7 protein-coding genes are annotated in these 20,864 nt (G+C 72.3%); 3 read left to right on the top strand and 4 right to left on the bottom strand.

The window, feature by feature from the left end:
* Positions 1-46 precede the first annotated feature (46 nt).
* The 4 genes from RM704_RS14620 to RM704_RS14605 all read right to left on the bottom strand — a co-directional run bounded on the left by RM704_RS14620 (position 47) and on the right by RM704_RS14605 (position 4,910).
* A complete protein-coding gene (locus RM704_RS14620) occupies positions 47-1,336 on the bottom strand; it encodes a hypothetical protein (RefSeq protein WP_157856640.1) in 1,290 nt (429 codons plus the stop codon).
* Complete coding sequence (locus RM704_RS14615) at positions 1,333-1,911, bottom strand: sigma-70 family RNA polymerase sigma factor (protein WP_078936920.1); 579 nt, start codon at positions 1,909-1,911, stop codon at positions 1,333-1,335. The genes RM704_RS14620 and RM704_RS14615 overlap by 4 nt, the downstream gene beginning before the upstream one ends.
* 372 nt (positions 1,912-2,283) lie before the next feature.
* Positions 2,284-2,583 (bottom strand): hypothetical protein, encoded by a 300-nt coding sequence (locus RM704_RS14610; RefSeq protein ID WP_033525126.1) that lies wholly within the window; start codon positions 2,581-2,583, stop codon positions 2,284-2,286.
* Between the two features lie 86 nt (positions 2,584-2,669).
* Positions 2,670-4,910, bottom strand: coding sequence for a coiled-coil domain-containing protein (locus tag RM704_RS14605; RefSeq protein ID WP_033525125.1), 2,241 nt, complete (start codon positions 4,908-4,910; stop codon positions 2,670-2,672).
* A 251-nt stretch (positions 4,911-5,161) separates the two neighbouring features.
* Between RM704_RS14605 and RM704_RS14600 the strand changes: the two genes are divergently transcribed.
* The 3 genes from RM704_RS14600 (at position 5,162) to RM704_RS14590 (ending at position 20,854) form a co-directional block, all read left to right on the top strand.
* Positions 5,162-17,131 (top strand): actin cross-linking domain-containing toxin, encoded by an 11,970-nt coding sequence (locus RM704_RS14600; protein ID WP_033525124.1) that lies wholly within the window; start codon positions 5,162-5,164, stop codon positions 17,129-17,131.
* A complete protein-coding gene (locus RM704_RS14595) occupies positions 17,128-19,818 on the top strand; it encodes a right-handed parallel beta-helix repeat-containing protein (protein ID WP_033525123.1) in 2,691 nt (896 codons plus the stop codon). Before RM704_RS14600 ends, RM704_RS14595 begins: the two co-directional genes overlap by 4 nt.
* A 118-nt stretch (positions 19,819-19,936) precedes the next feature.
* Positions 19,937-20,854 carry a hypothetical protein gene (locus RM704_RS14590; RefSeq protein WP_052145803.1) on the top strand — a complete coding sequence of 306 codons (918 nt, stop codon included), beginning with the start codon at positions 19,937-19,939 and terminating at the stop codon, positions 20,852-20,854.
* Positions 20,855-20,864: the final 10 nt, after the last annotated feature.

The raw sequence follows: 20,864 nt of genomic DNA, 5'->3' as shown, positions 1-20,864 counted from the left end.
GGTGGTTCGGGGGCCGGGGGGGTGTGGTGTGGGGCAGGCCCGTCGGTCAGTCGTCTCTCGTGGTGGAGGAGGCCGCCGTGGGGCGTTCGCGAGCGGTGGCCGGTTCCGCGAGGAGGTCCGTGCCGGTCCTGGTGGAAAGGACGGGCTCCGTCCGGTGCTCCTGGAGAGGGGTGGTCTCGTCCAGGAGGTGGGGGCGGGGCTCCTCGGGGCGGCTCGGGCGCGGGCGGACCGTCGGCGGCTCGCGGCGCAGACGGCGCCGGTCGGCGCGGACGGCCGCCACGACGGCGCGGCCCAGGGGGCCCGAGTCGGCGTCCAGGTCCAGTTCCGGCGCGGTCACCCGGCTGCGCCCGTCCACCCGGAGGGTCCAGGCGTGCCCGGCGACCCGGCCGTCGACCAGGCAGACGACGGCACCGGAGGCGGCGAGGGCACCGAGCCTGCGGGCCTGGTCCGGGGTGGGTGCGGCGCAGACGACCACGGTGGCGGCGGCGCGCCCCGGCTCCCCGATCTCGTCGGGCTCCCGCGCCCCGGCGTCGTCGGCGGCGCCCGTACCGCTCGGTGCGGCAGCCGCCTCCAGCTCCGTCAGCAGCGTGTCGAGCCGTCGTCCCCGGTGCTGCGGATGGACGCCGTCCGCGACGACCACCGACGCCCCGCTGCCGGGCCGGTCCAGCTGGGCGGCGAGTGCCTGGAAGAGCAGGGCGCGGGCCGCGGTGTCGCCCTCGACCGTGATCAGCCGTGGTCCGGCGGCCAGGTCGACGTGGACACAGGCGTCGTCCGCCATGCCGACGGCGACCGGCAGCGGCCTCACCGCACCGGCGCGGGTGCGGCCCGGCGGCAATGCGTCCGCCTCGTCCAGCGGCAGCTCCCAGCGCTGCGGGCCTGGCTCGACGGCGGCCTCCCACGGCGCGGGCGGTTCCGGCAGCCGGCGGGCGGCGATCTGTACCGAGGCCCAGCCGGGTTCGAGACGCACGGCGTGGGCCATGGCGCCGGGGACGTCGGCGAGGGCGGCAGCCGCCGCGTCGAACAGCCGTCGTACGAGCAGTCCTCCCCGGGGGTCGCAGAGCTGCCGGGCGAGGGCGCGGACGCCTCGGCGGTGACGGCGGTAGGCGCGCAGCGGCTCGCCGAAGGCCCGCCTGGTGAGGGTCAGTTCCCGGCCGACGGCCCGCCGGAACCGGCGCCAGCCGCCTCGTTTGCGGATCATGTGCCGCAGCAGCAGGACGAGCAGGATGAGGACGACCGCGCCGACGATGACCACGGTGAGCACCGAGTCGCCGGGCTTGCCGATCGCGACCAGCCGACTGGGTGCCGTCACGTCGGCACCGGCCACGGGCCCGCTCATGCCGCCGCCAGGGCGTGTTCGGGGTGTCGGCGGCGCAGCTCCCGTATCGCGTGGTGGGTGCGCGACTTGACGGTGCCCGGGGGGATGCCCAGGGCGTCCGCGGCGTCGGTCCCGGTGCAGCCGAGGACGTAGACGTAGAAGAGGACCTCGCGGTGAGCGAGCGAGAGCCGGGAGAGGGCGTGGACCATGAAGCGGCGCTGGACGGCCTGGCTCATGGGGTCCACCGGTTCGAGGTGCCTGTCCAGGGTGTGTTCGTGCTGGATGTCGGTGTGCACCCGCTCGCGGCGGGACCAGTCGATCACCAGGTTGTGCGCCACCCTCATCAGCCAGGCCCGGGACGGTGACCAGCCGGGGGGCTGGTTCGCGGTGCTCAACCAGGCGCGGACCAGGGTCTCCTGGACGAAGTCCTCGGCGCGCTGGCGGTCGCCCCGGATGAGGCTCGACACATAGCGCAGCAGGGGGCCGTGGTGCTCTTCGTAGAGCTTGCGGACGGAACCGTCGTGGGAGGAGGGCATGGCCTCGCCGGTGTCCGGGGCACTCCGGGGCGCGGCGGTGCTGGGCGTGGGCGTTCTCATAGATTCCCCCAGGGCCGGCGTGGGTCTGGGCCGGTCCGGTCGGGCGCCGCGGCGGCGGCGTTGGCTGGGCAAGGGGCTGAGCACGGGTACCCGGGTGGCCTCACGGTTCATGGGTGGAAGGTGAGGTTCCGCTGGGAGTCTATGAGCGCTTCTGGATGTTTCAAGAGTTCCTGAGAAGAACCTGAGGTTACTGACGAGAACGAAATCTTCCTGGCAGGTGATCCGGAGAGAAGACGGTTCCCGGCATTCGGTCCCTCGAACGACAGGGCGGAAACCGACAGGGGCGCCGGTCCGGGGGAAGGACGGGCGCCCCTGCCCAAAGGGTGCCGACGGAGGGGGAGTTGAGGGGCCGGCACCCTGCTTCGGGGTGGATCAGGCGGGGATGCCGCCGGCGATCTGCGAGTCGAGGTTGTTCACCGCGTTGCAGATGTCACGGAACTGCTTGGAGAACTGCGTGATGTTGTTCACGGCCTCCGTCAACGACTTGTTGAAGTTGGCGTAGGAGGTCTGCATCTTCGGGCTGGTGGCCGTCAGCAGCAGGCCGCCCTGGAGCAGGTTCTCGACCTCGGCCTGCAGCGAGGAGAGCTGGGGGACCAGGGTGTCGCTGACGGCGGAGTCGAGCTTCTTGGCAGTGCTCTCGATTTCCTCGTCGTCGATGACGTTCTTGGGCATGGTGCACCTCGTTCTCTGTTGATGGACCCGGCAGCGCGGGAAGAGCGCGCGGGAGCTTCGGGGCGGGCGCGGCGGCGCCCGCGGGGTCAGCGCCAGTTCTCGCCGAGCGTCCCCAGGGGCGGTTCGTCGCCGTAGCGCTCGTGCTGGGTGACGGACTCCTTCAGGTACCAGGTCCCGTCCTCGCGTCGCTGCCAGATCTCCTGGATCTCGTTGTTCTCTCCGGCGACGAAGCGCTGTCCCGTGTTCTCGTTGGTGACGACCTTCAGGACGGAGCCGTCCGATTCCGTGTAGTCCGTCCGCGTGACCCCGTCCTGCAGCCGGGTCGTGGTTCCCGGGGAGGAGTCGCCGGACGGGCGGCCGTCGGCGCCGACCACCGGGTTCTCCACCGTCAGGTACGCGGGAGGCCTGTCCAGGAACTGCTGGGCGTCCTGCTGACCGGCCTCGGAGGCGAGATAGGTCTCCTTGTCCATCCGCAACACCCAGTCGCCGTCGGCTTCCTTGCTCCAGATCTGCTGGGTGTCCCGGCCGGTCGCGTCGGTGACGTAACGCATCGCGGACCCGTCGGCGTCGACGTCCGTGTAGACCTTGGTGACGGAGCCGTCGGAGCTGCGGATCGTCGTGACGGAATCGCCCTCGCCGGAGAGCGGGTGGTACGTCTCCGAGTACGACAGGCCCGTGTTCCTGTTGGTGACGGTGGTGGTCGTCTCGACGGGGTCACCGTTCTTGTCGACCTTGATCTCACCGTTCTCGTCGAGCTGGAACGACACCGTGGTGGTGCTGTTCTCGTCCTCGATCGTGTAGCCCTTGGGCACGAACGCCTCGGGGGGCAGGTCGTCCAGCTGGCCGCGCATCCCCCGGAGCTGACCGAGGTCCTCGTCCTTGTCGAAGTCCCGGTCGCGGATCTTGTCGTACTCCTCGCCGAAGCGGTCCTGGAGGTCCTGCCGGCGCTGCTGCAGGGGCTTCTCCTCCTCGTTCAGCGCGGCCTGCTCGTCCTCGGTGTCCGACTGGTCGTCCCACAGCTCCCGCTGTCGGGCCTGGAGGTCGTTCGACTCCTGGTCCAGGGGGGCCAGTCGCGACTGGAGGTCGGCGCGGTCGGCGTCGAGGCCGTCCTGCTTCCCCTTCATGGCGTCCTCGACCTCCTGCTGGGTGGATCTCTCCAGGGCCCAGAGGTCCTTCTGCCTCTGCTGCAGCTCGTCCTGCCGCTCGGAGAGGGGCTTCTGCTCGGCGGCCAGCGCGTCGCGCTCGGCGTCGATCTCCCTCTGCCGCTCGTTCAGCGGGTCGAACGCCTTCTGCTGGTCGCGCTGCTCCTGCTCCAGCGCGTCCCAGCGCGCCTCCAGGCCCTTGCCCTCCGACTCCCACAGGGCGTCGCGTTCCTTGTCGAGGGCGTCCTGCTCGCGCTGCCAGGCGTCGAGGTCGGCCCGGGTGGCGCCGCCCTCGGACAAGAGGGCCTCCCGCTTGCTCCAGAGAGCTTCCTGCCTCTGCTGAAGCGCGTCCTGCTTGGCGTCGTAGGCCTTCTGCTCCTGTTCGAGGGCGCCGACCTTCTTCTCCATGGCCGCGTCCTGCTCGGCACGGAGGGCCTTCTCGTCCTCCCAGAGCTGCTGCTGCCTGCGCTGGAGCTCCTCCTGCCGCTGGATGAGGGGTTCCTGTCGCGCGCGGAGGGCCTCGTAGCCCTGTTGCAGTTCGTCCCGTTGCGCCTGGAGCTTCTCCTCGCGCTGCCGGAGGAGTTCCTTCTCCTCCTGCCACAGCTGCCGCTGCCTGGCCTGGAGTTCGTCCTGCTGCTTCAACAGGGGCTCCCGCTTCGCGGCGAGCTCCTCCTGCTTCCTGTTGAGCTCCTGCTGCCGCTTCTCCTGGGCCGCGATCCGCTCGTCGAGCTTGTTCCGCTTCTGGACGAGGGCGTCCTGCTCCTTCTTCAGCCGGGCCTGCTGCGTCCTGTAGCCGGCCTCCAGACGGCGGGCCATCGCCTCGCGCCGCTTGGCGTCCAGTGTCTGCTTGCGTATGTCGTTCTGCCGGGTCGCCTCGTCGCGGACCTGGGAGGTGACCTGCTGGGCGGCACCGGCGGCGTGGGCGGCGTCCTGGTCGTAGAAGGCCTTGCCCGCCCTGTCGAGGAGGTCGCCGAGGTCGGTCATGACCTGCCAGCCCTCCTGGAACGACTTCTTCCAGGCCCCGTAGAAGTCCTCCAGGGCCTCGGCCGTCTCCGGGCGGGGGCCGACGTCCCCGGGGGCGAACGTCTTGTCCGTCTGCGAGGTGACGTCCAGTTCGTCGCGGAGGTGCCACAGATGGCGCGCGAGGACGGTCATCAGGTCGTAGTCGTAGGAGACGCGCACCATGTCCGCCGTCCTTTCCTCGATGGGGCCGTGTGCCGGGCGATCGGGCACGCGGGCCGGTCCCGCGGCTCGCGCCGGGGTGGCGGTGCCGAGCCGCCCTGTAGACGAGGCGCCGGGGCCGGATGGTTCAAAAAACTTTCGTCCGCACCACGCTGACCGGCGGGAATGTGGCGTGCGCCACTTTCTTGAACTCTCAAGCCGCTCCACTGCGTCTGCTTTCGTCACCCCAAGTCCCGGACCACGTGGAGGATTCGTTGGCCACCTCCGACGAGTGGAGCAGAGTCGGTTTCACCGGCAATCCGGTGACCGGAGATCCGGGCCTCATGGAGCGCGTCACCAAGGAGCTGCGCGACCTCGGCGATCTCGCCGGACGGGTCAGCGGCGGCCTCGACACCCTGCTGACGAAGGCCGAGGACGGCGGCTTCGAGGGGCGGACCGCGGACGCGCTGCGCTCGTACGTCAAGGACGAGCTGAAGACGTACATGGCGAACATCAACCGCTCGTTCGAGATGGCCGCCGACGCCACCGCCCGCTACGCCCGCGCCCTCGGGGACGCGCAGGACCGGGCCGAGAACGCCGCGGACACCGTGGCCGCGCTGGAGCGGGTCGGCGGTCAGCCGCTGGCCGACAACGATCCGGAGATGACCCGCGCCCGCGGCGAGGTCGACGCGGAGCGGGACGCGGTCCAGGCCGAGGCGAAGATCCTGGAGGACGCCCTGCGGGAGGCGGCCCGGCTGGTGTCGAGGCCCGTGAAGAAGCCGAAGAAGAGCTTCTGGAAGCGGTTCGTGTCGACGTTCTTCAAGGTGCTGGAGATCGTCGCGCTGGTCATCACCCTGATCGCGGCCATCATCGGCGGCCCGCTGGGTCTGGTCGCCTTCGGACTGGGCGCGGTGCTCTTCGCCAAGGCCCTCTTCGACTACGCCACGGGCAACGGCAACGCCCTCAGCCTGGGCCTGGCGTTCCTGGGGATCCTGTTCCCTTCGACGAAGGGCCTGACGACCCTCAGTGGACTGTTCCGGCTGGGCTCCTCGGGTGCGAAGGCCCTCGGCGGCGCCCTCTCCGCGAGCGGACGCCTGCTGTTCCGGGGCGGCAGGACGCTGATGTCCTCCCCCGGCCGGCTGCTGTCCCTGGCGGGGCAGGGGCTGGTCAGGCTGGGCGGGGGACTGGCCGGGCGGGCGGGCGGTGCGTTCATGGCGCTGCCCCGGGTGCTGTCGAAGACGCCCGCGATGCTGGGGTCGGCCCTCAGGTTCATGGGCGGCTTCGCCCGCGGTACGTTCCGGCAGGGCTGGTCCGCGCTGAGCCGCGACTTCCACCAGTCGACCGCGTTCGTCGCCGGCAACATGGCGACCAAGCTGGGCGTCTTCACGATCATGGGCCTCGGCCGGCTCACGGCCACGGCGCTGCTGCCCATGAGGTACTCCGAGATAGCCCGGTTCGGGTACCGGGGCGCGGCCCGGATGGGATTCATCGACCGGGGTCTGCGCTTCGCCCCGAAGGGCTCCGGCCTCCTCACCAGGACGGGCTCCCTCTCCGGCGACCTGATGGACCTGCGGGGCGGGAACCTCGACCGGGGCGGCGCCCTGCGCCCGTTCGACGGCACCGGCTCCGACAGGCTCGCCGTTCCCGGCACCCCCGAGTTCAACGACACCCTCGACGAGCTGGCCGACATCTCGGTGACACCGGTGACGGCGCCCCGCACCCCGGGCTTCAGCTCGCTGCCGGGCCCGAGCCCCGTGCGGATGCCTGGCCGCCTCGACGACCTGGGCGTACGGCTCGGCGCGCTCGACGACCTCGACACGGTGGGCCTGCCCGTGGGCACGGTCCCCGGCGGGCAGCGCCTCGGCCTCCTCACCCCCGTGAACCAGCGCCTCCGTCTCCTCGACCCCACGACCGGCCGCGTCGGCGACGATCTGCTGCCGCCGCCCACCGCGCTCGACGAACTGCGGGACCTCGACGCCCTGACCGGGATGGAGCGCACGCCGACCGGTCTGCTCCGGCCCCTCGACGACCTGGCCGGACTGAGCCTCGACGGCAGGCTGGGCGGACTGACCGAGTCCCAGGTGCGGCAGGTCCTGGACGGCGAGATCGATCTGGTGCGCGTCACCCCCGACGGGGTGGTCCTGCGCGTCGGGAAGACCGATCCGATCGACGTCCGCGTGGGGTTGAGGGACGAGGTGACGATCGAGGTCCTCGGGCCGGCCGACCCCCGCGTCCCCACCTGGAACGCCACGAAGGGCGCCGAAGGCCTCGACGACCTCGGCATCAGGCTCGACGACCTCACCCGGCTGATCCCCGACACCGGCGACGGCTCCCGCACCGCGCGCGAGCTGCTCGGCCTGGGCCCGGTCCGCACGGACGTCGCCGTTCCCCCGGCCACCAAGCCCTTCACCGCGCTGACCCTGCGGGACATCGTCACCGGCGGCGCCACCGGCAGACTCGCCACCGAGCGCTTCCGAACCTGGCTGCGCGCCCAGTCCGCCCAGCTGCAGCTGGACACCGCCGGGCGCAGGCTCGGCGAACTGGACGGGCTGACCGGCGTCCCACCGCTGAGCCGCGCGCAGGCGGAGCTGGATCTGAGCGCCGCGCGGCTCGACCTCGGCCGGGCCCGGGTCGCGTTCGACCGGCTCGGGATGAACCTGGACACGGTCCGCCGGGACGTCCTGGTGATGACGGCCCGGGTCGACGGCCCTGCCGCCGTCCTGCCCACCGGTGAACTGCGCCTGCTGGACGACCTCGGGCTGCCCACCGGTCGGTGGATCACCATGGAGCCCGGGCAGAGCGTCACCTGGGTGCTCAGGACGGACTCCGGGGTCGTCCCCGGCGTCGAGGTGCGGATGGTCGACGGGACCTTCACGGTCACCGGCCCCGACGGTGCCGTCACCCGGTTCGGCGCCGACGGGCGGCCGGACCGGCTGGCCTTCGCCGCCGACCGGTCGGTCGACATCCAGGCCATCGTCCCGGCCCCGGTCTGGCGTGCGACCGACGAGACGCTGTGGCGGATCGGCGGCAGGCGTCCGCTCGACCAGATCTTCCGCGAGGGGTTCACCGTCCGCGATCCGCTGGAGACCAACCTCGACGTCATGGTCAGGACCGGCCAGCCGTCCGCGTTCGTCAGCACCACGACCGACAGGAACCTCGTCTGGGACGGCATCTACAAGTTCGAGATCGAGGCGTCCGGCGGTATCGACGTCGGCCGGACCTTCGAGCGTTCCATGGGCCCGGACGCCTGGCGGGCCTCGGGCTGGGCGTCGGAGAACGAGATCGCCTTCCCCGGCGGTATCGCCTCCGAGTTCATCCGGGGCGCGTACCGGATGGACGCCCAGCACAATCTGCTGGAGTGGATCCCCAACCCCAACTTCCGGGGCGGTAACCCGCTGCCCGAGCTGGCGGCGGATCTGCGGGTCCCCGGCGAGGGCACCTCGGGCCTCGTCGGCGAGGGCACCCCGGCCCTCGGCGCGCTCGACTTCCAGGGGCTCTCCCTCGACGACCAACTCCGGCTGCTGGACCAGCTCGACCTCGGCGGGGCGGGGACGTTCGACGACCTCGGCTCACCGAACGGCCTCGGTTCACCGAGCGGCCTCAGCTCACCGAGCGGCCTCAGCTCACCGAACGGCCTCAACTCACCGAACGGCCTCGACTCGCTCAGCCGCGCCGACTCCCTGAACGACGTGGGCAGCCAACTGGACGAACTCGGCTACCTCTCCGACGACTTCCGGTTCGACCGCTTCGACGCGCCCACTCCTCGAACGGACACCGTGGTGGTGGACCCGGCCGACCTCGCGGGCGTGACCGGCTTCCGGGCGGAGTGGCAGCGGACCCCGCTGGAGAACGGCGGGTTCGGGCTCACCGACCGGACCGGTGACCTACGGCTGGTGTTCGACGCCCGGGACGTCCGGCAGTTCACCGACATCCGGCTTCCGGGAGACGCGGGCTTCGTACGCTTCGACGCCGACGCCGGGCCGGCGTCGCTGCCCCGGATCGTCGCCCAGGACGGGGTGCCGTTCCGCAGCGGTGCGACCGTCGAACCGGTCAGGGGCGCGCTCGGCGTGGTGACCGGGGTGCGGGTGCAGTCGCTCGACGGCTCCTGGGTCAGCCGCTTCGACCTCGACGGTACGCGGCTGTCGGAGCAACTGACCCTGTCCGGCCCCGTCGGCGGCCCGCTGACCGGGTCCCGGCTGAGCACGACGTTCACCCAACTGCCGGGCGGGGCGCAGTCGGTGACGTACCGGCTGACGGTGCCGGGGCTGGGCGACGGCGCCTTCGCCGTCGTACGGCTCGACGGCGATCTGGCGCGGCGGCTGCCGGGCGGCTTCTCGGTGACCGACACGGCGACCGGGACGCGGTTCGTGTTCGACCGGAGCGGTCGGTTCGTGGATCTTCCCGTGGACGGGGCGCCGACGACCGGGCTGGACACGTTCGGGACGACGGTGCCGGACACGGCGGCGCGCCCGGTGACGGCCCTCGACGGTCTCGGCGGCAATCCCTCCGAGCGGCTTCCTCTGGCGTCCGTCCCCGGGACCGGGGTCCTGGACGACGTGGCGGGCGAGGTCGCGGGACCGCTCCCGACCGGCGAGCGCCTGTCCTTGGAGGACCTGGCTGTTCCGGCCCCGCCGCAGGTCGCTCCGCCCCCGCCCGCCCCGCCCCGCGTCACTCCGCCGCCGGTTCCCACGGCCGCTCCCCCGGCACACGTGCCCGGGGCGCCGGTGCCCACCCGGCCACCGCGAGCCGTGGCGCCGGGATTCGACACGTCCTTCCCCTCCCCCTCCATCGGCACCGAGAGCGAGCTCAGCGGGTTCGTCGTCGCACTCCCGAAGAACGCGGACCGGACCTTCGCCTTCGTGTCGAAGGTCGACACCGACGAACCCCTGCTCATGGTCACCAAGGACATGAGCAAGGGCGCGTACGCCAACCCGGCGGACCTCCCGATGGCACAGCCCGGCAACTGGCAGACGCACACCGTGGAGCTGATCACCTACCCCTCCCGTCTGGGCGACCAGGGGGCGATCGGCGCGCGCAACGGCGCGACCCAGTGGCTGCTCGACGTCTTCAAGGAGCGGCTCGGCGTCCACAACCACCGGCCGCTGGAGTCGTTGGTCAGCCCCGACGGGCTCTACCGGTTGCAGGTCACGAGCGACCGGCACGTCATCGCGGCGGGGACGGGCCTGGAACTCGAAGGCCTTCCCTCCGTCTCCATGCCGACCACCCAGCAGCAGGCCACGATCGGTGTCAGAGCCGTGGACTTCGGCTCCCGCGCCACGCAGGAACTGAGGCTGCTGGCCGACCATGCCCACTGGTACAGGCCCGCCTTCCGCGACGACGACGCACTGCGGACGGCGCTGGCCCGGGAGACGCTCGACGCGCCCGAGCAGGTGGAGAACGCGTACACCTACGTGAAGTCCGTCATCGACTTCACCTCCGACCTGGTCCGTAGGCACGGCATCCCGATGGAGGACTGGCCCGGCGCACCGCCCTACCACGGTCTGACCCACCCGGCGGTGAAGAACGAGTGGTCCGTACTGCCCAGGACCAGGCCGACCCTGGTCCTCGACTCCTTGTCGCCCGGCGACCGCGCCGTGACACTGAGACTGCTGCGCGAGGCCCCCGCCCTCGGTGACGAGTCGGTGTGGAAGGCCGCGAGGCAGTACATCCTGAACGGCAACGAGGTGGCCGGACGAGGCATCAACAACGCCACGGTCGGTGGGGAACGAGCCCTGTTGTTCGAGTTCCGCTCCCTCCCGGACGAGCTGAAGGGCGCCGTACCTCACGAGAAGGCGCCCGTGTCCGTGGTCATCGACCCGTTGGCGGAGCTGAGCGGGAACCGGGCGGCCGGCGTCCGGAGGATCAACGAGTTCGTCTCCGGGCCGGAGAACAGGGACGCCTTCGCGGACTGGTACCGCACGGAGTTCCCCAGGGATCCGGACGCCGGGCGCATCCATCAGAACAAGGGCACCGACGCGATCCTGAGGATGGCGGCGGCCCGTCACAAGGCCGAGTGGATCGGCCTGCGGCACCCGCAGGTCTGGCAGGACATCACCGCCATGCCCGTGACATCCGCCAGGCCGCCGGTTTCCGCCGTCCCCTCCGCCCCGCCGGCACCCCCGCGCGTCGGCACGGGGCCGCTGCCGGACGAGTTGAACCGGCCGCTGACCAACCTCGACGCGCCGCACGTACCCGCGACCGACCTGCCCCTGACCCCACGGACACCGGGGATCGACCTGCCGAGGATCACCGAGGGACCGGACGTCACCCTCCTCCGGATCACCCCCGCACAGGACGTCACCCTCCGCCACGCACCCGCTCCCGAGCTGAGCGTCTCCCCCCTGAGAGGGCAGTCGTTCGACTCCCCACTCCCGCCCGGGCCCTCGGTGCGCGAGGTTTCCCTGTCCGGGCTGGACGACGTGGCCGGGCTGCGGCTGCGCGTCACGGAGGTCCCGGCGACCGACGCCGCCCCGGCGTCCGTCCGCGTCGAGGTGCTGGACTTCGCCGCCCAGGGCGGGCCGGCGCGGCTGCCGGACGCCTCGGTCACCGTGCGGGAGGGCGGTGGATTCACCGCCACCGGCCCGCAGGGTGGCGTGCGCTGGCAGTTCGACGCCGCGGGGCGCCTGGAGCACCGGGAACTGCCGCTGACCGGCACCGACTTCTCGCTGCGCTTCACCGACGACGCCGTCCGTCCGATCCGGGTGACCGGCCCGGACGGGGCCCCTGTGCCCGGCGCCACGGTCAGCCCGGTGCGGGACGCCTCCGGCGCGCTGAGCGAGCTGACCGTGCGCGTGCCCGTGCCGGGCCCCGACGGCCTCGCCGCGGTGTGGCGCTTCGAACCCGGCGGTCTGGCCCATGCGCGGGAGCTGCCGCTCACGCTGCCGGGCCTGGACGGTCCGTCCGGTCTGGGGGTCAGGATGACAACCGCCCCCGGCTCGGGCGGCACCACGACCAGGGTGCTGGAGCTGACCGGTCCGCGGAACCTCACCGACTCCTTCCGGCTCGACCCCGTGGGCGGAACGCTCTCCGGACGGCTGCCGCAAGGTTTCACGGTCACCGACACGAGCACGGGTGCCCGCTTCCACTTCGACGCCGACGGCCGCCTCGCGCTGCGCGACCTGCCCGCCCATGACAGCTCAGGCTTCCTTCGCATCACCGAGGGGGCCGAGCCGGACACCCCGCCCGTACGACTCGACGAGCTCGGCGACCTCGGAAGCCCCCGGGGCTTCGGCGACGACCTGAGCCCGCGGCGACGAACGCTCGTCGACGACCTCTGGAACGACCTGACCGGGGACATACGGCCCCTTTCTCCCGAGGAACTCAACCGCGTCCTGGGCGCCGGCTCACCCCACGTCGAACCCCTGCGCCTCGACCCCCCGCACCTCGACACATCGCACGTCGACTCCCCCCGCACCGACTCCCTCTCGGACGTCAGCGACCTGTCGGACACCGAGCTGGACGACCTCCGAGCGCGCCTCGACAACGTCAGACAGATGAACGACGAGCCCCCGATCACGAACGAGCCGTTCCACATCCCGTTGTCCGGCGTGGACGACCTGGCGGACCTCGACCTACGGGTCTCGCGCCTCCCGGCGACCGACGAGGCGCCCCAGGGCGCGTACCGGCTCGAACTCACCGGCCGTACCTCCGGCGCGACCGGGCCGGTCCGCGCCTCCGACTTCACGGTCGAACTGCTGGACGACAGCGGCCGTTTCGCAGTCGTCGATCCGACCGGCGGCACCCGCTTCACGTTCGCTCCGGACGGCAGCTTCCTCGGGCGGCAGGCCGCGCTCCCCTACGACGGGTTGCCGCAGGGGATGCGACTCAACGTGACGACCACCCCCTTGGGGGACGGCACCAGGCGGATCGCGGTCGATGTGATCGGTCCTCCCGGCACCACCGGCTCCATCCGGTTCACCGGAGTGGACGGCGCGCTGTCCGAGCGGCTGCCCGGCGGCTTCACCCTGACCGACACCGTCACCGGCTCACGTTTCCACTTCGACGACACCGGCCGTCTCGCCTTCCGCGATCTGCCCGATCCGGGGGGCTCAGGCTTCCTCCGCTTCACCGAGGGGGCCGGGCCGAACACCCCGCCCGTACGGCTCGACGAGCTCGGCGATCTCGGAGGTACCGGCGACCTCGGCGACCTCGGCGGCAACCCGGGCGAACGCTTCCCGCTCGGCTCCGCCCCGGGGCACGAGGCTCTGAACGGCGCGTTGAGCAACGCCGAGCTCGCCCGCATCTTCGAGCGCACGCTCGACGAGGCCTCGGGCCTGCGCAGGGTCCCGGAGGGCGACCCGGTCGACCTGTCGGGCATCGCCGGTGCCCTGGACTTCCTGCACGCCGCTCCCGACTCGCATGCCTTCCAGGGGCTGGACCTGACCGGTGTACAGCGGCTGGCGGACGAGGCCACGGCGTCGCTCGACCGGTTCGGGCTTCGCCCGGACCTGCTCGCCGGACAGCTGCGGGAGATGACCGGACAGGCCCGGCTGGGGCTGCGGCGAGGGGCCGTCGGCGCGCTCGACAGGTATCTGGACCTGCCGCTCGCGACCCGCCTGGAAGACCTGCGGTCCACGACACCCACGGGCCGCGTCCTCGGCGACTTCACGGTCACGCCGACCCCGCACGCCGGCCCCGGCGGCAGCCGCCACACCGTGCGTCACGACCCGTCCGACCTGACACTGGGCTTCGACGCGAACCGCTCGCTGGTCCACCAGGAGGTCGTCCTGCGGGGCGGGCCGGCCGACGTGGACGGGCTGAAGCTGGGGATCACCGGCCGCTCGGTGGACGGCGGGCCCTGGACCCCGACGACGGTCGACTTCGTGGGCGCCCGCCCCGCCGACGACCTCTTCTCCGTCTCCCCCAGCACCGAACTGCGAGGCGGGCTCGCCCTCACCGATACGGCCGGCACCACCCGCTGGCACTACGGCCCGGAGGGCGTGCACGCCTTCCGGGACGTCGACCTGCCCGGCGACCGGGGCGTCCTGCGCTTCGAGGCCGGCGGCGCACCCCAGGTGCTGGACTCGACGGGCCGCCCTCTCCCCGGTTTCCGTGCGGAGACGCTCGGCAACGGCGACGTCGCCCTCGTCCCCACCGTGAAGGGCGCCCAGCCGATGGAGCGGGCGGTGTTCGACCCGGCGGGCAAGCTGGTGGAGGAGACCGTCGCCGTGCGGGTCAAGGGCGGCAAGGTCAACGGCCAACTGTGGAAGATCGACCACGCGGGCGGCACGGCCGTACGGCTCGACGATGCGGGGACCCCCCTCACCGGTCGCTTCGACACCGCGAAGGTGGAGAAGTCCGCCACCGGTCAGTACAAGCTGATCGGCGAGGGCAAGGTGACGCTGTTCGAGCGTGAGGTGCTCGGCAACGGGCATGTCCTCCACCTCGACCTGGACCGGTTCGGGCGGGCGCGCTGGACGGAGTTCGACGAGGCCGGCAACAGGCTGCGCGCCGGGGAGCGGATCTTCGACGGCGACCGCCGCACGTACCACGACACGCTCCCCTACCGCTGGGCCCCGGTGGACGTCCTCGATGTGCGCACCTACACCAAGGCCCTCGACGGCGGTCTGATCCGGGCGGAGAAGAACACCGAGGGCAGCTGGGTCTGGACGCGGTTCGACAAGGACGGCACCGAGGTGCTGCACGGCTCCCGCGACTGGTCGTGGACCAGGATCGGCTACAAGGACACCTATCTCGACCCGGCCACCGGGGAGCGTGCCGTGGCCCAGCGGCGGGGCGACGTCTGGCCGTTGAACGGCTACCACGGCTCCCGCCAGTACCTGGAGCATCCGCTGCTGTCCGGCCCCGCGCCCGGTGGAATGCGGACCAACCCGGTGCTGCACACCGCCGTCGGCCCCAACAACAAGCCGATCGACTTCATCGACGAACTCACCGAGGAAATGGCGCAGTTGGCGGACGGCGGCACCCTGCACGTCGCCCGGATCTCCGACCAGCGTCTGCCGGCGGCCGTCTGGTACCCACGTGCGGGCCACGGCCGGTTCGACGGGTTCTTCCGGAACTTCGTCACCGGCGACTCCATGTTCCAGGTGTCCACGTGGACGGAGACCGCCGCCGACGGCGCCAAGCTGCGGGGGGTCCGGCTGGTCGCGCACGCCGGCCGCGGCTGGCAGGACATCGACCAGTTCGGCCGGGTGGTCCGCGAGACCCGCACCCTGGAGAACGGCAATGTCGTCGAGGTGGGCCGCAGCGCCACCGACCCCAAGCAGTGGGCCCCGGCCCCGAAGTGGAACGGCACGGCCCACGCGTACGAGCTGCCCTGGCTGGACACCAAGAGCGGTACGACCGGCACCCGGTACGTCTCGGCCGACGGCGGCTTCGTGGACGTGTTCAAGGACGCGGACGGCAACGAGCTGCTGTCCCTGCGCTCCCAGGGCACCGGGGTGCGCGAGTACCTCGCCGAGAACCCGGCGCGCGGCATCGGCGCCGACGACGTGTCCGGGGTGTGGGTCGACAAGAACACCCAGCTCCAGACGACGGGCCGCCGCGATCACTGGGGCGAGCTGTACGTCGAGTCGCACGGCGACCCCCGCAAGGACCACTGGACGTGGACGGCCACCGGGCCGGACGGGCAGGTCACGGAGGGTGTCCGCATCCAGAACCGGGGCTCCCTGGTGCACACCAGCACCTGGGACGACTCGTTCATCGACTTCGAGCGGCTGCCCGGCGGCGGTCGCGGCGACGCCGTACGTGAGCGCAACGCCACCGGCGACGGCTCCCTCTGGGTCGACGCCACCCGCGAGTCCGACGGCACCTGGTCCTGGCGGAAGGTCGCCGCCGACGGGACGGTCGAGTCCCGGGGCGTCCGCACCTACCAGGACCTCGCCAAGGGCCGCTGGACCGACCACATCGGCACCGACGCCGTACGGTTCCGGGACGGCGGCCGGGTCCGCGAGTACGCGTACACGGTGAACGAGCGGGGCGCTCCGCCGCCCGTGGAGTCCGGGCGGATCTCCGTGCCCGACCTCCTCTCGCGCTCCGCGCGGCACTTCGAGCCGGATGTGTCGGCCACCGTGAACCGGGAGGTCTGGCAGGAGTTCGACATGGGCAAGGTGTTCCGCCGCCGGGATCCGGTGGAGGGGGTCGAGGGCCGCTTCCGGGAGTCGGAGCCGGTGTGGAACCAGTGGCGCGAGTACCAGGACGGCCGACTGGTGGCCCAGCGCACCATCACCGGCCGGGTCTGGGTCACCGACGCCTTCGGCCGCTGGTCCAACTTCGACATCGCCAAGCTGCCCGAGATCAGCAGCCTGCCCAAGGTCGGCGGCGACGTGGGCCTCGACGGGCACCGCAGCTGGCGGCTGGTCGGGCGCGAGGTCGACTTCCGCGGCTACACCACCGAGCTGCGCGGCTACAACCGTGAGTTCCGCGACGTGTTCCACGAGATCTGGACCGGCGTCGAGGACGGCTCCTCGGCCGCCATGCCGATGTGGCGGCACCAGCTCCGCAAGGCCGTCACCGACTTCACCATGGGCTACCTCATCGAGTTCGGCACCAGCTTCGCCGTGTCCGCGATCACCGCGGACATCGGCAACACGAAGTTCGACCCGATCACGGCCCTGCAGCGGGCGGCGCTCAACGGCGCGATCGGCGGCGGCATCCGCGTCGGCGTCAACGTCGCCTACGACACCACCCGCCTCGGCTACCTCAAGTACGGCCTGACCAACCTCGACCAGGGACAGGACTGGCACCGCCACCCCCTCGCCTCCAGCGACGACTGGGACGGCGAGTGGACCGTGTTCGAGAACCCCACCCGCTGGCGCTCCGGCTCCTACGACTTCTTCAACAACCTGGGCGTCGGTGTCCTCACCGGTTTCGTCAACAACGCCGTCAACGCGGCCGTGTTCGGGGTGAACGGCCAGAAGCGCACCGGCGTCGACGCGCTCGAAGCGGGTGCGTGGGGCGCTGCGAGCGGCGCCTTCGCGGGAGTCACCAGCGGTCTCCTGCGCTACAGCTGGCACGCTGCCGCCGGCTCCCGGGTCTTCCACCGCGGCGGCCCCGGCGAGCTGATCTGGCAGATCGCCGAGGCACTGGGCGCGGGCACCCTCAACTACAAACTCAACAACCAGGGCGCCGACATCCAGCCGTCGCGCGCGTTCCCGCCCGAGGCAAGCACCCCGCCGACGACGACCACCCGTACCGCCCTCACCACGCCGATCCCGGCACCCACACCTCCGCAGCCGCTCACCATCGACCCGGTCGCCCTGCCCGACGGAACGGAACTCCTGTGATCCCCACCGCCACCGTGCACCGGGTCGCCCCCAAGGGACGCGGCGCCCATCGCAGCATCGCCTCCGCCCTGCGCGCCGCCCGCGACGGCGACGAGATCCATGTCGCCCCCGGCGAGTACGTCGAACACCTGCTGATCGACCGCGCGGTGCTCCTGGTGCCGGAGGCGGGCGCGCGGCACGCCGTACGCCTGCTGGCGGCCTCCCCCGGCCGCCCGGTGCTGGAGGTCGCCGCCCGGGACGTACGCGTCGAGGACCTCGTCCTGGTCGGCCAGGACCCCGGGCTGCCCGCCGTGCTGGTGGACGCCGGGGATCTGGAGCTGGACGGCTGCGAGGTGTCCGGCGGCCGCGTCGAGGCGGGCGGGGACGCGTCGCTCGCCCTGACGGACTGCCGCGTCACGGGCGCCGAGCTGGCGGCCGTGCACCTCAACAGCACCGGGTCGGCGCGGCTGACCCGGGTCGTGGTCGAGGACGTCGAGGGCACCGGTGTCGTCGTCGGTTCCCGGGGCACCGCCGAGGCCGACGAGCTGACGGTACGACGGGTCGCCGGGTCCGGCCTCCGGGCCCGGGGCGGCGCCCGCGTGGCCCTGCGGGAGTGCCGGATCTCCGGCACCGGGCGCAGTGGGCTGCTGGTGGAGGACGACGCCTCCGTCACCGCGCGGGACTGCCGGGTGGCCGAGACGGCCGCCGAGGGCGTACGGGTGCTGGGCAGTTCGGCGCGGTCCACCCCGCCCTCCGGGGACCGGGAGTCCGGCGAGGGCGGTGTGGTGCTCGCCCGCTGCGAGGTGCTGCGCGCCGGCGGGGACGGGGTCGCCGTCTCCGGCGGCGGCGATGTGCTGTTGCTCGGCTGCCGGCTGCGGGACGGTTCGGGGCCCGGGGTGAGCGTGGAGGACGAGGGCCGCGCCGAGTTGGTGGACTGCCAGGTGGACGGGGCGCACGGCTCGGGTCTGGTGGCCCGGGGCACGGCCCGGCTGTCGGCCGAGGGCACCTCGGTGACGGGCAGCCGGGCGAACGGGCTGCTGGCGGGCGGCCGCTCCGAGGTGCGGGTGGACGCCGGCGACCTGACGGCGTGCTCGTTCAGCGCGGTGCACGCCTGCGACGACTCCCGGGTGACGCTCACCGCCTGCCGGATCGGCTCCTCCGCCGAACACGGCATCCGGGCCACCGACCGGGCCGGACTGACCGTCGAGGGCGGCCGGATCTCGGACTGCGGGCTGTCCGGGGTGCGGATCGACGGGGCCGCCGAGGCGCGGATGCGCGGGCTGTCCGTGGTGCGCGGCCGGGCCGGGATCACCACCGAGTCGTCCGGGACCGTGGTCCTGGAGGAGTGCGATGTCGTCGGCGTCGAACGGGCCGGGATCTCCTGCGGCACGGAGACGGCCCCGGTGCTGCGGGACTGCAGGATCAGCGGGACCGGCACGGCCGGCCTGGTCATCGGCGAGCGCGCCACCCCGAGCGTCGAGGGCTGCACGGTCCGGGACGCGAACGGCTCCGGCGTCGTCGTGGGCCCCCGCGCCGAACCCCGGATCCGGGCCGTGACGGTGGCCCGGACCGGCAAGAACAGTCTGTTCGTCGGCGAGAAGGCCCGCGGCACCTTCGAGGAGTGCGTCTTCAGCGGCGCGGGCACCGACGGCGCCGCCTTCCCCGCCCTGCACGTCTCGACGGGCGGGGCGCCCGTCCTGCGCGGCTGTCTGGTCCGCGACTGCGAGGAGGACGTGGCGCTGGAGAAGGGCGCCCGCCCGGTGTTCGACGACTGCGTCGCGCGGGACGTGAAGAACCCGTCCCTGCCGACCGGCGCCGAACAGGCCCTCTCCTCGGCCGGGGGCCCGGAGGCAGCGGGCTCGGGGACCACCGCACGGGAGACCGAGGCACCCGCCGAGGACACCCTCGACGACCTGCTCGCCGAACTCCAGGGTCTCGCCGGTCTGGAGCGCGTCAAGAACGACGTCTCGTCCCTGGTCAAACTGATGCAGATGGTCCGCCGCCGGGAGGAGATGGGCCTGGTCCCGCCCCCGCTCAGCCGCCACCTCGTCTTCACCGGCAACCCGGGCACCGGCAAGACCACCATCGCCCGCCTCTACGGCCGTATCCTCGCCGCCGTCGGACTGCTGGAGCGCGGCCACCTGGTCGAGGCCGACCGCTCCGCCCTGGTCGGCGAGTACGTCGGCCACACCGGTCCGAAGACCACCCGGGTCTTCCAGCAGGCCCGGGGCGGCGTGCTGTTCATCGACGAGGCGTACTCCCTCACCCAGTACGCCGGGTCCAACGACTTCGGTCAGGAGGCCGTCGCCACCTTGCTGAAGCTGATGGAGGACCACCGCGACGACGTGGTGGTCATCGTCGCCGGATACCTCAAGGAGATGGAGGTCTTCGTCCGTTCCAACCCCGGCCTGGCCTCCCGCTTCAACCGCACCCTGCTCTTCGACGACTACAGCGGCGCCGAACTGGTCAGCATCGTCGAACACCAGGCCGCCCAGCACCAGTACGAACTGACTCCGGACGCCCTCACGGCGCTCACCACGCGCTTCGACGCCATGCCCCGCGACCGCGGCTTCGGCAACGGCCGTACGGCACGCCAGTTGTTCCAGGCCATGACGGAACGCCAGGCGTACCGCGTCGCCGAACTCCCCGAGGCCTCGGAGGCCGACGTGATGACCCTCCGGCCGGAGGACATCCCCCAGACCCTCTAGCCGGGCCCCGTGAACGTCCGAGGCCAGTCCACCGACCGTTCCGGCGCCCCGACCGACCGCCCTCCCACCCATCCGTCCCCGCGCCCACCCGCACGGACCCACCCCTAAGGACCACCCGATGCCGCACTCACCCGACCGAAGCGACCGCAGGGACGGCGAGTTCGCCGACCTCTTCGCCCGCAGGACGCGCGTCCCGCTCCGCGGTTTCCTGCCCGGCCGCCGGGTGTGGAAGGCGATCGGTGGCTCCGCCGCCGCGGTCCTGGTGATCGCCGGCTCCGCCACGGCCGTGGCCGCCATCGACTGGAGCGGTGACCCGTCCGAGAAGGTGACCACGGCGGCCGACAAACCGGCCGACGAGCACTCCGTCCCCGGCGACACCAAGAAGGCGGCGGCGAACCCGTCGCCGACGGACCGGGCCGAGGACGGGAACAAGGGCAAGGACGACCCCGAGGTCGTCTACGTCCCGGTCAGCGGCGGAGCGGGTTCGGGCGGCGCGGCGGACTCGGCACCGGACACCGGCGCCCGGTCCGACACGGGCGGCACCACGGGCGACACCTCCGGCTCGACGGGCTCGACGGGCTCGACCGGCACGACCGGCACGACCGGCACCGAGGAGAAGCAGTCCACGACCACCCAGAACACCGACTCCGGGTCGACGTCCGGCTATCTGTGGGCGGACGGGAGCGTGGAGTCCGACTCGAACGAGTACTGGGACCAGAGCACCGTCACCGTCAGGTCGACCAAGCCGATCACCTCGCTCAAGGTCGTCGTCCGCGTCATCCAGACCGGCGGTGTGGCGAGCACGGGCGCCTGGTCCTCCCTGGGTGACAAGGTCGTGGTGGGCCAGAACGCCACCGCCGACCAGATCGGGTACGTCATCACGCTGAAGTCGGGTGTCACCCTCGACCCCGGCACCTATGTCTTCAAGGTCCAGTACGACCACGACCAGGGCCGACGCGACGCGGCCCGCGACCTCTACACCGTCACGACCGTCGCGAACGGTTCGGACGACGAGTACGTGTCCGGCCGCTTCTGAACCACAGCGA

This window comes from Streptomyces gottesmaniae (assembly GCF_031845845.1).
GTDB lineage: Bacteria > Actinomycetota > Actinomycetes > Streptomycetales > Streptomycetaceae > Streptomyces > Streptomyces akebiae.
This window is presented reverse-complemented; position numbering and strand designations above follow the sequence as displayed.